Annotated in this window: 11 protein-coding genes; 2 read left to right on the forward strand and 9 right to left on the reverse strand. The window is 64.3% G+C overall.

What is annotated here, in order from left to right; translation table 11 throughout:
• Positions 1–28: 28 nt before the first annotated feature.
• The 9 genes from BM052_RS09505 to BM052_RS09545 all read right to left on the reverse strand — a co-directional run bounded on the left by BM052_RS09505 (position 29) and on the right by BM052_RS09545 (position 11,221).
• Entirely contained in the window at positions 29–604 is a 576-nt protein-coding gene (locus BM052_RS09505) for a LysE family translocator (RefSeq protein WP_091145966.1), read from the reverse strand.
• A gap of 569 nt (positions 605–1,173) precedes the next feature.
• On the reverse strand, positions 1,174–2,718 hold the full coding sequence (locus BM052_RS09510) for a CpaF family protein (protein WP_177198409.1): 1,545 nt from the start codon (positions 2,716–2,718) through the stop codon (positions 1,174–1,176).
• 151 nt (positions 2,719–2,869) lie between these two features.
• The gene (locus BM052_RS09515) at positions 2,870–4,426 is read right to left on the reverse strand and encodes a hypothetical protein (RefSeq protein WP_143084796.1); all 1,557 of its coding nucleotides are present in this window, start codon (positions 4,424–4,426) and stop codon (positions 2,870–2,872) included.
• 64 nt (positions 4,427–4,490) lie between these two features.
• Positions 4,491–6,065, reverse strand: coding sequence for a hypothetical protein (locus BM052_RS09520; RefSeq protein ID WP_091145971.1), 1,575 nt, complete (start codon positions 6,063–6,065; stop codon positions 4,491–4,493).
• Positions 6,066–6,182: 117 nt separating this feature from the next.
• On the reverse strand, positions 6,183–6,440 hold the full coding sequence (locus BM052_RS09525; protein WP_091145973.1) for an ATP synthase F1 subunit epsilon: 258 nt from the start codon (positions 6,438–6,440) through the stop codon (positions 6,183–6,185).
• 175 nt (positions 6,441–6,615) lie between these two features.
• A complete protein-coding gene (gene atpD, locus BM052_RS09530; protein WP_091145975.1) occupies positions 6,616–8,073 on the reverse strand; it encodes a F0F1 ATP synthase subunit beta in 1,458 nt (485 codons plus the stop codon).
• Between the two features lie 25 nt (positions 8,074–8,098).
• A complete protein-coding gene (locus BM052_RS09535) occupies positions 8,099–8,974 on the reverse strand; it encodes a F0F1 ATP synthase subunit gamma (protein ID WP_091145977.1) in 876 nt (291 codons plus the stop codon).
• A 148-nt stretch (positions 8,975–9,122) separates the two neighbouring features.
• Positions 9,123–10,652 (reverse strand): F0F1 ATP synthase subunit alpha, encoded by a 1,530-nt coding sequence (gene atpA / locus BM052_RS09540; protein WP_091145980.1) that lies wholly within the window; start codon positions 10,650–10,652, stop codon positions 9,123–9,125.
• A 14-nt stretch (positions 10,653–10,666) separates the two neighbouring features.
• Positions 10,667–11,221, reverse strand: a complete 555-nt coding sequence (locus tag BM052_RS09545; protein ID WP_091145983.1) for a F0F1 ATP synthase subunit delta — start codon at positions 11,219–11,221, stop codon at positions 10,667–10,669.
• 225 nt (positions 11,222–11,446) lie between these two features.
• Between BM052_RS09545 and BM052_RS09550 the strand changes: the two genes are divergently transcribed.
• Both BM052_RS09550 and BM052_RS09555 read left to right on the forward strand, forming a co-directional pair.
• A complete protein-coding gene (locus tag BM052_RS09550; RefSeq protein ID WP_091145986.1) occupies positions 11,447–11,938 on the forward strand; it encodes a DUF1203 domain-containing protein in 492 nt (163 codons plus the stop codon).
• Positions 11,935–12,972, forward strand: coding sequence for a bifunctional transcriptional activator/DNA repair enzyme AdaA (locus tag BM052_RS09555; RefSeq protein ID WP_091145989.1), 1,038 nt, complete (start codon positions 11,935–11,937; stop codon positions 12,970–12,972). Before BM052_RS09550 ends, BM052_RS09555 begins: the two co-directional genes overlap by 4 nt.
• The last annotated feature ends 1 nt before the right edge of the window (position 12,973 follow it).

Genomic DNA, 12,973 nt, shown 5'->3' on the forward strand with positions numbered 1-12,973 from the left:
GGCTTTCCCGCGCGCGATCCGGATCGCGCTATGCCCGCAGCATCGCGCCGAGCAGCGCGACCGAAACGGTCGCCAGCCACAGCGAGGCGATCCGCTGGACTGCCTGCAAGCGCCGCGGGTGGCCGGCCCCGGCCCGCGTCATGGAACCCGCAAGGTTCCAGCCCATGGCGACCGCCACGACCGTAAGCATGAAGACGGCAAGCTTCGGCGCGAATCCGGCGTCACCGACCGGCGGCAGCAGGACCAGCCCGAAGATCAGCGCCTTGGGGTTCAGCACGGTCGTCAGGTAGAGCTTCCGGGCGGAGATCTCCCCGCCGTGGCCGGCCTGGCCGGGCATCCGCCACAGCCTGGCCGCGAGGAACAGGATCCACATCGCCGCGACGACTTTCACGCCGATCGCCGCGACCGGCCATCGCCCCAGCGTGGCGGGTCCGAGATAGGCCAGCGGGACGATCGTGGTCAGGTATCCGAGCAGTTCCGCCGGTATCAGCCAGGCCATCCGGCGCGGTCCGCCTTGCGCTCCGGCAAGCCCCATCAGCGTATTGGTGGGGCCCGGCGCCACGAGCAGCGCCAGAATGGAGCAGAAGAACAAGCTCAAGGTCATCGCGCGCGCATCATCCGAACGGCTGGCCGGTGATCGGACGGGGTGGGTAAAATGATGCGCGGGCCAGACATTGCGTGCCCATCGCTAAGGCTGCTTCCGCTGACCCGCATTTCGGAATTATACGGATGGGCGCCAGAGCGAAGAGCCCGAAATCCGAATCGAGACCCGCTCGTCCTGGGCTTGTCGAAGGGCGAGCCGGGCGGGCAGATCTTGGCACGATGTCCTATTTGGCGCCCTGGCGTTGCCGCATCACCTTCGGCGGCTCGCAACGACGAAAGCAAGGGGAGCACGAGTTCCGGTCGATGAGATTTGGCATGATTGGCCCGTCCCCAAAAATGTTCTTTCCTACATCGGCCTGATCTGGCTTAACCTTGCGGATGAAGTTCCATCCGCCCGGCATAGATCGCCTCCCCCGCCTCCCCCGCCTTCCGCGGGTGCGCGGTTCCGCGCCGCGGGTGCGTTCGCTCTTCGCCGCGATACGCAAGACGTGGCGTCGGATAGGCGCAGGGCTTCGCCGCTGGCGCGTGTTCTCCTATCCGATGCCGCGCCGGCGGGGCGCGGAAGGCCGGTCAGAGGCAGGCTTCGAGGTAGGCCTGGTCGAAACCGAACTGGCGCGCCTTTTCCAGCGTGTAGGGGCGCAGGCCCGAAGCGCGGAATTCGCCCAGGATCTTGCCGTCGTCGGTCTCGTCCATGTACTCGAACTTGAAGAGTTCCTGGGTGACGATGACGTCGCCTTCCATGCCGATCACTTCGGTGATGTTGGTGGTGCGGCGCGAACCGTCGCGCAGGCGCTTGACCTGGACGATCAGGTCCACCGATTCGGCGATCTGGCGGCTGATCGCTTCCTTGGGGATCTTGATGTCGCCCATCAGGATCATGTTCTCCATGCGCCCCAGGCACTCGCGCGGGCTGTTGGCGTGAAGCGTGCACATCGATCCGTCGTGGCCGGTGTTCATGGCGGCGAGCAGGTCGAAGCACTCGGCGCCGCGAATTTCGCCCAGGATGATGCGGTCCGGCCGCATGCGCAGGGCGTTCTTGACGAGATCGCCGATGCTGATCGCGCCCTGGCCCTCCAGGTTCGGCGGACGGGTTTCCAGCGGCAGCCAGTGCGGCTGCTGCAGGCGAAGCTCGGCCGCGTCCTCGATCGTCAGCACGCGCTCGCCGGGATCGATCATCTTGGACAGGGCGTTGAGCATCGTCGTCTTGCCCGAACCGGTGCCGCCCGAGATGACCACGTTCATGCGGCAGGCGCCGGCGATCTTGAGCGCGGTGGCCATCTTGTCGTTCATCGAGCCGAAGTCCCTGAGCATGTCGATGGTGATCGGCTTTTCGGAGAACTTGCGGATGGAGATGGCGGTGCCGCGCAGGCTGAGCGGCGGGACGATCACGTTGACGCGGCTGCCGTCCTTGAGGCGGGCGTCGGCCAGCGGCGTGGTCTGGTCGACGCGGCGGCCGACCTGGTTGACGATGCGCTGGGCGATCTGGAACAAGTGCTGCTCGTCGCGGAAGCGGATGCCCGCAAGCTGCAGCCGGCCTTTCTTTTCGATGTAGGTCTGGTTCGGGCCGTTGACCATGATGTCCGAAATGTCAGGATCGTTGAGCAGCTCTTCCAGCGGGCCGAAGCCGAGCAGTTCGTCGATCAGCACTTTTTCGAGCGCGAACTGTTCGCGCCGGTTGAAGGTGATCTTGAGCTCGGCCAGGACCTCGACGATGATCGGCCGGAATTCCTCGGACAGTTCGTCGCGGGTCAGCGTCGAAGCGGCCTCGGGATCGACGCGCTCGAGCAGGCGGGGCAGGACCTGCTCCTTGATCTTGTGGATAGAGGCTTCGAAGCCGCCTTGCTCGGAATCGATCGCATGCACCGCGTTGGCGCGGTCCGTGAGGCGGGTCATCGCATCGTCGCGCTGGTTCTGCACCGAACCGTGGCCGGTGTCGCCGGGCAGGGGCGGAAACTGGTCGCCGCCCGGCATCCCGCTGGGAATCGGCGCGCCGCCAGGAACCGGAGCCTTCTCAACCGCACCGCCGCCGCCTTTCAGGGGCTTGGCCACGCCGAATGCCGGTCTGGCACCCTGACCCATGCCACCGATGCCGTTCCGCCGCCCGAATGCCGTCATGAGACTTCCAACCTTTTCCGCCGCCCGACCCGCTATCGAGCGTGACCTAATCGCGAATGGATCCGATCATTAAGGTTGAAACTTTGAGAACTTCCTAATGGGATGGAGGAGGCGAGATACAGCGCACTCGGCTTGAGACCAGTGGCATGACCTATTGCACGGCCACCTTGAAAACGACCGCATCCTGGCTGGCCCAAACCGTCACAAGCCCCGGCCGACGCGGTATCCGCCCGGGCGGAAAACCGACAACCCAGACATGAGTGAACGCGGCAAGCGGAAGGTTCGCGATGGCGTGGTCGAGGGTTTCGTCCGGTCTTGCACAATGATCGGGGAAGATCAGCTCGGAATCATCGACAGTGTAGGACCCGGCGGCAGGATAGTGCACGCTCAACAGGTTCATGCCTGGTGTCGCCCACTGGTCATTGGAAAACACATGTTTGCGCGCGATGGCCAGGCCGCCCATGTGTGTAAGCCAGGGCATATCCCAATCGGCGATGCAGGGTTGCCGCACCAGGGTCGCCAGGCGTGCTCCCTTGGGGATGACGGTGAGCGCGGCCATATGCCTTTCCAGGTCTCGTTCACGCTCAAGGTAGACCGCGCCAGTCAGGATCAGGCGAAAGACAAGGAAGCCGATGGCGGCTGCCCACAGCAGCGCTGGCGCACGCCCTCCGTGCCTCGCCGGACGCAGCGCCAGCAACGAGACTGCCACCACATAAGGGGCAAGGCGCATGTCGGCATAAAATGATCCGAAGACCTGCTTGGGCAAGATGACATAGGCGAAAAGACCAAGCAGTGCCGCGTAAGCCATGGTGCGGTTCAGTGCGACTTCGGAACTGCGGACGCCGTAATAGACGACCAGGATCAGCATCGCAGCGCTCAACCGATCGAGTGTCGACCATTCGAGCCTGAGAAAACCGATCGCCCAAAAGGCCTTGTCATAGAGGCTGAACCAGCCGCTGATGCCAGCATCGGACGTGGCCGAGCGCCAGGCCAGCATCGGTAGCAGCGGTGCTAGCAATGGGGCACAGTGGGAAAGGATGTCGGTGAATCGTTGCCGCACGCTTCGCCCGGTTTCGCGTAATTGTGCGATGCCGTGCGCCGTGCAGAGCAGGCCGAGAAAGATCCAACCGAACGTGTGGCACAGCCACAACAACAAGCTCAACGGAACGAACACTGTCGCCCTCAACGTTGCTTTTTCCGGTCCATCCAGCGCCAGCCAGAGTCGGAATGCGTGAAGCGCGAGTGCCATCGACAAGGAGAAGTTCAGGAAGCCAAAGTTGAACGGTACGCTATAGATCAGCGGCAGGGCGAAGATCGCGAATGGCGTTATTCGGCCGTGCAGCGCCCGGGACAGGGACAGGATGGCACTGGCAGCAATGAACTGGGTAAGGACGACGATCACCATTGTGCCGCGTTCCACGCCGCAAAGTGGTGCCAGCATTTCGATCAGGATGTCCGCCCCCAGGTTGCCAATCGGCTTCCAGTGGAACGAATAGTATGGCGCCAGCCAGGGTGCCTGCTCCAGCCCCGTCTGGATGGCGTAGCGCCCCATGTGGCCTAGCGCATCGCTCATGGGCGGAGTGGCGACGAATAGGACGGGTAGAGTGGCAACAAGCGTGAAAAGGACCATCAGCAGCGGTGCCGGGATGTCCCGCACACTTGATATGAAGGCAAAAGCCGACCAAGCCTTGTCTGGTTCCGCAGGCATGGCTTGCTCCCTCACGCGCATTCTCCTGACTGCCGCTCCGTGCAACAAAGTCGGCGATGAGCTATCAAGACGTGGTTAAATTCCTGCTAAGCGACAGGGCGGCACCGGCATACGGCCGCGCGGCGCACCCGCTGGACACGGTGGCCTGCAGAGGCCCTTCATGATCGTATATGGTGAACGCTCGGTGCTGCCGGCACTGTCGCATATAGTGCGCGACCTGCCGGATGTTGGGCATGTTGTACGGGGTGAAGCGCAAGGGTTTGACGGTCACGACCGTTTCCGGCCCTGCGTCAAGGACGCGGCGGAGTTCTGCCACTTCGTCCATGCCACTGGCGCCCGCTTCCCCGCCTTCGAAGAAATGAGGCGGGAAGGCAAGCCGGCTTGGCGGGATGGCGCCAATGCGGGCGTAGAGCAGGCTCGGCGTGCCGAACACCAGCAACTTGCGATGTGGTGTCACTTCGGCAACGTAGCGTTCGAACCGCGGCAAGGCGATGTGATTGCGCCAACGATCGGCAAGGTTCCATGCCCCGCCGAACGCCAGGTTGGTGCCGATGAGTACGATCAGGCCAAGTCTGCCAGTCCGGTGTCGTTCAAAGAAGGAGGCGCTGAGAATGCACAGGGGCGTAACCAACGGCAGCAAGTAATGAATCCGGATGTTGGGGAAGATTGCAAGACCGGCAAAGGCAGATCCACTCCAAAGGATGACGAAGAGGGTGGGGGCGCGCAGCACCCGATCGCGCATCAGTTGCGGAATCGCGAGCGCACCGAACACGATCGGCATGCCCAACATGCCAAGGCCTGTGATGAAGCGCACCGTGCGGTCGGCGAAACCGGTGTAGCCTCGGGAGAAGTTCGATGCGACCAAGGCGTGCCACAGCGTCTGCAAGTGACCATCCTGCCAGTACCAGGCGAAAACAATCAGCGTCGGCAAACAGGCAGCAATCACCAGCAGCGCGATCTGCCCACTCGCGCGCGCTAATCCCGATCTGCCGCGAAGTAGGGCGACGCAAATGTAAAATCCGAAGAAAATGCATTCGAAGATAGCCGTCTGCTTGAATAAGAGGGCTAAGCCGGCAGCCATGATGCCTGTAACCAGCCTTGAATTGATGCGGCCGTCGCGCAATGCCTCCAGCGTGTTGATGATGGAACCGGCGGCAACGATCATCAGCGGATTGTAAAAAACCGGGGCTTGCCCGGTCGCCCCGCCCAGCCTGTTGAGCAAAACAAGATAGGCAAGTCCCGCCGCCAAAGCACCGAACGGGCCAGTCAACAAGCGACTGATCCGGCAGACGCCGTAAGCTCCGGCAGTAGCGGCCAGTAGAGCGGCGATTTGCCAGGCAATGGGAGCGCGCGAAACCAGCGCGATCAGGGAATATGTCAGGAAGAGGGCGGGTGGCTTGCGGTCCCAGATATCGGTGTAAAGCCGCGCGCCATCCACAAGTCGCTGGCCGACGAGCGCGTAGAACTGGTCGTCGACTTCGAAGTTCCAGTCTCCGAAAGTCGGGCTGCGGATCAGCAGGGCAAAGCCGAACAAGAACAGGAACTGGGCGAGGCGGCTACGCTCGACGAGCGCGGACAGTCGGCTTTGCGCGCCACCCGAAGGGGGTGGAATCGCCACCGTCATCGTCATGCCCGTCATGAAAAACCCCGCAATTGTGCGAGAGCCTATAGTCAAAAAAGAGTTACCAAAGGGCAAAAGCAAAAGGCGCCGCCAGTCTCCCGGCGGCGCCTTTTGGCATTCGACCAACGTATAAGATCAGCCCTCGACGTGCTCCGCGAGCACGGTCAGCCCGGTGTCGCCGACTTCGGCGAAACCACCCTGGATCATGATCTCTTCCGGTGCGGCGTTCTCGGTCCGGTAGACCTTGAGGGCACCGTCGCGGATGGTCGACATGAAGGGTGCGTGGCCCGCGAGGACGCCGAATTCGCCTTCCGTGCCGGGGACGACCACCATGTGGACATCCTCCGAACGGACGAGCTTGGCGGGGGTGACGAGTTCGAAGTGGAGAGCCATCACGATTTCCCCTCCGCTTGCAGGAGGGCCTCTATTCCCCCCTCCCGTGAACGGGAGGGGCAGGGGAAGGGCTTGTTACTGCCAGGGAAGGGGTGCCCAACAGGCCCTCCCCCGGCCCCTCCCGTTCACGGGAGGGGGGATTGAAGAGCCCGAACCTTTCGGCTGGGCGCTTCCTTTACGCTTCCTCAGCCAGCTTCTTGGCCTTCTCGACCGCCTCGTCGATGCCGCCGACCATGTAGAAGGCGGCTTCGGGCAGGTGATCGTACTCGCCTTCGACGACGGCCTTGAACGACTTCACGGTATCCTCGATCTGGACGAACTTGCCCGGGATGCCGGTGAAGACCTCGGCGACGTGGAACGGCTGCGAGAGGAACTTCTGGATCTTGCGGGCGCGGGCGACGGTCAGCTTGTCCTCTTCCGAAAGCTCGTCCATGCCCAGGATCGCGATGATGTCCTGCAGCGACTTGTACTTCTGCAGCGTTTCCTGGACCTTGCGGGCCGTTTCGTAGTGCTCCTGGCCGACGACGCGCGGCTCCAGCACGCGCGAGGTCGAGTCGAGCGGGTCGACCGCCGGGTAGATGCCCAGCTCCGAGATCGCGCGGTTCAGCGTGGTGGTGGCGTCGAGGTGGGCGAACGAGGTGGCGGGCGCCGGGTCGGTAAGGTCGTCGGCGGGAACGTAGATCGCCTGGACCGACGTGATCGAGCCCTTGGTGGTCGAGGTGATGCGCTCCTGCAGCGCGCCCATGTCGGTCGACAGGGTCGGCTGGTAGCCCACCGCCGAGGGGATGCGGCCGAGCAGCGCCGACACTTCCGCGCCCGCCTGGGTGAAGCGGAAGATGTTGTCGACGAAGAACAGCACGTCCTGGCCTTCCTGGTCGCGGAAGTACTCGGCCATGGTCAGGCCCGAGAGCGCGACGCGGGCACGGGCGCCCGGGGGCTCGTTCATCTGGCCGAACACGAGCGCCACCTTGGAGCCTTCCGAGGTCGCGTTGCCTTCGGCGTCCTTGGCGATGACGCCGGCGTCGAGGAACTCGTGGTAGAGGTCGTTGCCCTCGCGGGTGCGTTCACCCACGCCCGCGAAGACCGAGACGCCGCCGTGGCCCTTGGCGATGTTGTTGATGAGTTCCTGGATCAGCACCGTCTTGCCCACGCCGGCGCCGCCGAACAGGCCGATCTTGCCGCCCTTGGCATAAGGCGCGAGCAGGTCGATCACCTTGATGCCGGTGACCAGGATCGCCGCTTCGGTCGACTGGTCGACGAAGGCCGGGGCCGCGGCGTGGATCGGCGAGAACATGTCCGAGCCGACCGGTCCGCGCTCGTCGATCGCCTCGCCGACGACGTTCATGATGCGGCCGAGCGTCTTCGGGCCGACCGGCACCGAGATCTGCTTGCCGGTGTTGGTCACGTCCTGGCCCCGGGTAAGGCCGTCGGTGCCGTCCATGGCGATGGTGCGCACGGTGTTCTCGCCCAGGTGCTGGGCGACTTCGAGCACCAGCTTCTGACCGTTGTTCTCGGTCTCGAGCGCGGTGAGAATGGCGGGCAGATCGCTTTCGAAGGTCACGTCGACGACGGCGCCGATGACCTGGCTGATCTTGCCGGTAGTGGTGAGGTTGAGCACTGGTGCGGTAGCCATTTTGGGTTCCTTGCCTGCGATGTCTTTAGAGCGCTTCCGCGCCAGCAATGATTTCGACGAGTTCGGTGGTGATCGCGGCCTGGCGGCTGCGGTTGTACTGGATGGTGAGTTTCTGGATCAGTTCGCCCGCGTTGCGCGTGGCGTTGTCCATCGCGGTCATCGAGGCGCCCTGTTCGGAAGCGGCGTTTTCCAGCAGCGCGCCGAAGATCTGGGTCTTGAGGTAGCGCGGCAGCAGCGCGGCGAGGATTTCCTCCTCATCCGGCTCGTATTCGACCACCGAACCGGTGGCGGCAGCCGCCACCTTGGGGGCGGGAACGGGAATGATCTGCTGGCCGGTCGGCTCCTGCAGCAGCGCCGAACGGAACCTGGAGTAAAACAAGTGGGCAACATCGAACTTGCCCGCCTCGTACATCGCCACCAGTTCGTCGGCGATTTTCTCCGCCTCGTTGTAGCCGGGATCGCGCACGTCGGTGGTGTCGAACATGTGGGCGATCTGCTTGGGATATTCGCGCCGGATCACCGCGCGGCCCTTGCGGCCCACGAGGTAGAACAGCACGGTCTTGCCCTGTGCTTCCAGTTCCCGCGCCTTGAGACGCGCGGCCTTGACGATGTTGGAGTTGAAGGCGCCGCACAGGCCCTTGTCGGAATTGGCGACGACCAGCAGGTGGATCCGGTCGCTGCCGGTTCCGGCCAGCAGCTTGGGCGAGTTCTCGCTCACCGTGATCTTGCCGGCGAGCGAGCCCATCACCTCGGCCAGACGCGCGGCGTAAGGGCGCGCGGCCTCGGCATTGGCCTGCGCCTTGCGCAGCTTGGCCGCGGCGACCATCTGCTTGGCCTTGGTGATCTTCTGGGTCGACTTGACCGAGTTGATGCGGCCCTTGAGTTCCTTGAGGCTTGCCATAGCTGCCCTAACTCATCCTTCACTCGTCATGCTGAACATGTTTCAGCATCCATTCTGCCTTCACGCCCCTGTGCCATCCCGAGAGATGGCCCCTGAAACAAGTTCAGGGTGACGGGGAAACGTGAAGGCCGGGGGTTCGCCTTCGTTCTTACGCGAACTGCTTGGCGAAAGCGTCGAGCGCGGCCTTGGTCTTGCTCTTCGCTTCGTCGCCGAAGTCCTTGGTGTCGCGGATCAGCGCAAGGACGTCGGCATGTTCCGAACGCATGTAGCCGAGCATCTCGGCCTCGTACTCGGTGACCTTGTCGACCGGGATCGAATCCAGGTAGCCGTTGGTGCCGGCGAAGATCGAGACGGTCTGCTCCTCGAAGGCGAGCGGCGAGAACTGCGGCTGCTTGAGCAGCTCGGTCAGGCGCGCGCCGCGATTGAGCAGCTTCTGGGTCGAAGCGTCGAGGTCGGAGCCGAACTGCGCGAAGGCCGCCATTTCGCGGTACTGCGCCAGTTCCAGCTTGATCGAGCCGGCGACCTTCTTCATCGCCTTGGTCTGGGCGGCGCCGCCGACGCGGCTGACCGAAAGACCGACGTTGATGGCCGGACGCACGCCCTGGTAGAACAGGCCGGTTTCAAGGAAGATCTGGCCGTCGGTGATCGAGATCACGTTGGTCGGAATGTAGGCCGAAACGTCGCCCGCCTGGGTTTCGATGATCGGCAGCGCGGTGAGCGAGCCGGCGCCCATGGCGTCGTTCATCTTCGCGGCGCGTTCCAGCAGGCGGCTGTGAAGATAGAACACGTCGCCGGGATAGGCTTCGCGGCCCGGCGGGCGGCGCAGCAGCAGCGACATCTGGCGATAGGCGACGGCCTGCTTGGAAAGGTCGTCATAGACGATCACGGCGTGCATGCCGTTGTCGCGGAAGAACTCACCCATGGCGGCGCCGGTGTAAGGCGCAAGATACTGCAGCGGGGCCGGCTCGGAGGCGGTGGCGGCGACGACGATGGTATATTCCATCGCGCCGTTTTCCTCGAGCTGGCGCACGATCTGCGCAACGGTCGAGCGCTTCTGGCCCACCGCAACGTAGATGCAGTAGAGCTTCTTGGATTCGTCGTCGCCGGCGTTGGGGCCCTTCTGGTTGATGAAGGTGTCGATGGCGACGGCGGTCTTGCCGGTCTGGCGGTCGCCGATGATGAGCTCGCGCTGGCCGCGGCCGACGGGAACCAGCGCGTCGATCGCCTTGAGACCGGTCTGCACCGGTTCGTGCACCGACTTGCGCGGGATGATGCCGGGCGCCTTGTTCTCGACGCGCGAGCGCTGGTCGGAAACGATCGGGCCCTTGCCGTCGATCGGGTTGCCCAGCGCGTCGACCACGCGGCCCAGCAGGCCCTTGCCGACGGGAACGTCGACGATGGTGCCGGTGCGCTTGACGGTATCGCCTTCCTTGATCTCCGCGTCGGAGCCGAAGATCACGACGCCGACATTGTCGGCTTCGAGGTTGAGGGCCATGCCCTGGACGCCGTTGGCGAATTCGACCATTTCGCCGGCCTGGACCTTGTCGAGGCCGTGGATGCGGGCGATGCCGTCACCCACCGAAAGCACGGAGCCGACTTCCGATACCTGTGCCTCGGTGCCGAAGCTGGCTATCTGGTCCTTGATGACCTTCGAGATTTCTGCGGCGCGGATATCCATTGTTTTGCCTTTCTTCAGCCCTTCATGGCCTGGGCGAGCGAATTGAGACGAGTGCGGATCGAGCTGTCGATGCGCTTGGAACCGATGGTGACGACAAGGCCGCCGAGCAGATCGGGATCGACGCTCGCCTTGACCTTGACCTTGCGGCCTTCGCGGATCTCCAGCTTCTGGCGCAGGGCTTCGATCTGGTCGTCGCCGAGCGCATGGGCCGAGGAAACTTCGGCGGTCACTTCACCGCGCTGGGCGGCGGCGATGGCGGCGAAGGCGTGGATGATGGCGGGTAGCGCGGAAAGGCGCCGGTTGGATGCCAGCACGCCGAGGAAGTTCTTCGTCAGATCCGTCAGGCCGAGCACGCCGGCTACGGCTTCCATGACCTTGCCGGCCGCTTCGCGGCTGACTTGCGGATTGCGAATCAGCACGGCAAGATCACCGCTCTCGCGGATCGCCGCGTCCATCTTCTCGAGGTCGTCCTCGACCGCAGAAACGACGCCGTTCTCGCTGGCAAGATCAAATAGCGCCGAAGCGTAGCGCCCTTGCAAGCTGGCCTTGATGCCGCCGGAATTCTCCACGCGTGTCCTATCCTTACATCGGGTGGGCTGGGGCACGAAAGGAACCGCGCAAAAGCACGGTTCGGCCCGCAGACGGGGGGCGCATAGCGACGATATTGTTGCGATGCAAGGCACCCCTTGGCCCCCGTGAACGATTCCCGGCAATACGGTTTGAACGCAACCGGCGGGAAGCCATCTTGCGGGGATGGCGCCAGATGAGCGGGAGATGACAAACGGGAGCTTTGCATGACATATCGAATCGCCGGCCTGCCGCGCGCCGCGTTCACGCGATTCCTCGCGATGGACGACGCGGAACTGGCCGAGAACGGCGCAAGGCGAGTGATCGCCGACGCCGATCATGGTTATCCCTGCCGGATCAGCCTTGAGGATGCGAAGCGCGGCGAGAGCCTGGTCCTGCTCAATCATGTCAGTCACGACACCGCGAATCCCTTCCGCACGGCTTATGCGATATACGTCCGGGAACATGCCGTCGCCACCGGACCCGGGGCCGAACCCTGGATCGATCGCTTGCCGCCGGTCTTCGCGGGCCGCACGCTGTCGCTGCGCGGGTTCGATGAAGAGGGCATGCTGGCGGGCGCGCGGCTTGCCTCTCCCGACGAGATCGACGCAAGGATACGGGAGCTGTTTGACATGCCGCGCGTCGCTTGCATTCATGCGCACAATGCCGCCCATGGATGCTTCGCGGCGCGGATCGAGCGCCACGGAGGCGGGCAATGAGCACGACGCGGATGAAGATCGACGAGGACCGGGCCTGGCAAGCCGTGCTTGCGCGCGACCGGGACTTCGACGGGCAATTCGTCACCGGCGTGCTCTCGACCGGGATATATTGCCGGCCGTCCTGCGCGGCGCGGCATCCCCGGCGCGAGAACGTGCGCTTCTTCGATGCGCCCGAAGCGGCCGAGGCGGCAGGCTTGCGGCCCTGCCTGCGGTGCCGTCCGACGGAAGTGGCGCGGGACGAGGAAGCCGTGTCGCGCGCCCTCGAAGCCCTGGCCGGTGCCGAGGAAACCCCGGCGCTCGCCCAGCTGGCGGAACGGGTGGGATATAGCCCCGCGCATTTCCAGCGCGTATTCAAGCGCGCGGTCGGTCTTTCGCCGGCCGAATTCCTGCGGGTCCGGCGGGTCGGTATGGCGGGCGACGCCCTGAGCGCCGGGGCCAGCGTCACGCAGGCGATCTATGACGCCGGGTTCGGGGCCTCGTCCCGATTCTATGAAGCGAGTGAAGGGAGGATGGGCATGGCGCCTTCGGCATGGCGTGACGGCGGGCGGGGGGTGACGATCCGCTGGGCAGTGGTGCCAACAACCCTGGGCGAGATGCTGGTGGCCGCCACCGACAAGGGCGTCTGTCGGCTCTCCTTCAACGAAAGCGTGGACGACCTTGCCGAGCGTTTTCCCAAGGCAGACCTGGTGCAGGGCGGCGATGATTTCTCCCGGCTGCTGGTCGACGTGGTCGGCGCGGTCGAGCAGCCCGGCCAGTCACGCTCCATACCCCTCGATGTCCAGGGCACCGCTTTCCAGGAAGCGGTCTGGCGCGAATTGCAGCGCATCCCGCCCGGCGAGACCCGCACTTACGCCCAGATCGCCGCAGCCGTCGGCCGGCCCGGCGCGGTGCGCGCGACCGGATCGGCCAACGGGGCCAACAACGTCGCGGTGCTGATTCCCTGCCACCGCGTGATCCGCACCGACGGCACGCTGGGCGGCTATGCCTACGGGCTCGAAATCAAGCGTAAGTTGCTGGAAAGGGAAGGAACTTGAC

It is taken from the genome of Novosphingobium sp. CF614, from assembly GCF_900113255.1.
Lineage (GTDB): Bacteria > Pseudomonadota > Alphaproteobacteria > Sphingomonadales > Sphingomonadaceae > Novosphingobium.

What these genes read in the sequence shown, in the direction of transcription:
- BM052_RS09505 (WP_091145966.1), bottom strand. Translation starts at nt 604, where the DNA reads ATGACCTTGAGCTTGTTCTTCTGCTCCATTCTGGCGCTGCTCGTGGCG.
- BM052_RS09510 (WP_177198409.1), bottom strand. Translation starts at nt 2,718, where the DNA reads ATGACGGCATTCGGGCGGCGGAACGGCATCGGTGGCATGGGTCAGGGT.
- BM052_RS09515 (WP_143084796.1), bottom strand. Translation starts at nt 4,426, where the DNA reads ATGCCTGCGGAACCAGACAAGGCTTGGTCGGCTTTTGCCTTCATATCA.
- BM052_RS09520 (WP_091145971.1), bottom strand. Translation starts at nt 6,065, where the DNA reads ATGACGGGCATGACGATGACGGTGGCGATTCCACCCCCTTCGGGTGGC.
- BM052_RS09525 (WP_091145973.1), bottom strand. Translation starts at nt 6,440, where the DNA reads ATGGCTCTCCACTTCGAACTCGTCACCCCCGCCAAGCTCGTCCGTTCG.
- atpD (WP_091145975.1), bottom strand. Translation starts at nt 8,073, where the DNA reads ATGGCTACCGCACCAGTGCTCAACCTCACCACTACCGGCAAGATCAGC.
- BM052_RS09535 (WP_091145977.1), bottom strand. Translation starts at nt 8,974, where the DNA reads ATGGCAAGCCTCAAGGAACTCAAGGGCCGCATCAACTCGGTCAAGTCG.
- atpA (WP_091145980.1), bottom strand. Translation starts at nt 10,652, where the DNA reads ATGGATATCCGCGCCGCAGAAATCTCGAAGGTCATCAAGGACCAGATA.
- BM052_RS09550 (WP_091145986.1), top strand. Translation starts at nt 11,447, where the DNA reads ATGACATATCGAATCGCCGGCCTGCCGCGCGCCGCGTTCACGCGATTC.
- BM052_RS09555 (WP_091145989.1), top strand. Translation starts at nt 11,935, where the DNA reads ATGAGCACGACGCGGATGAAGATCGACGAGGACCGGGCCTGGCAAGCC.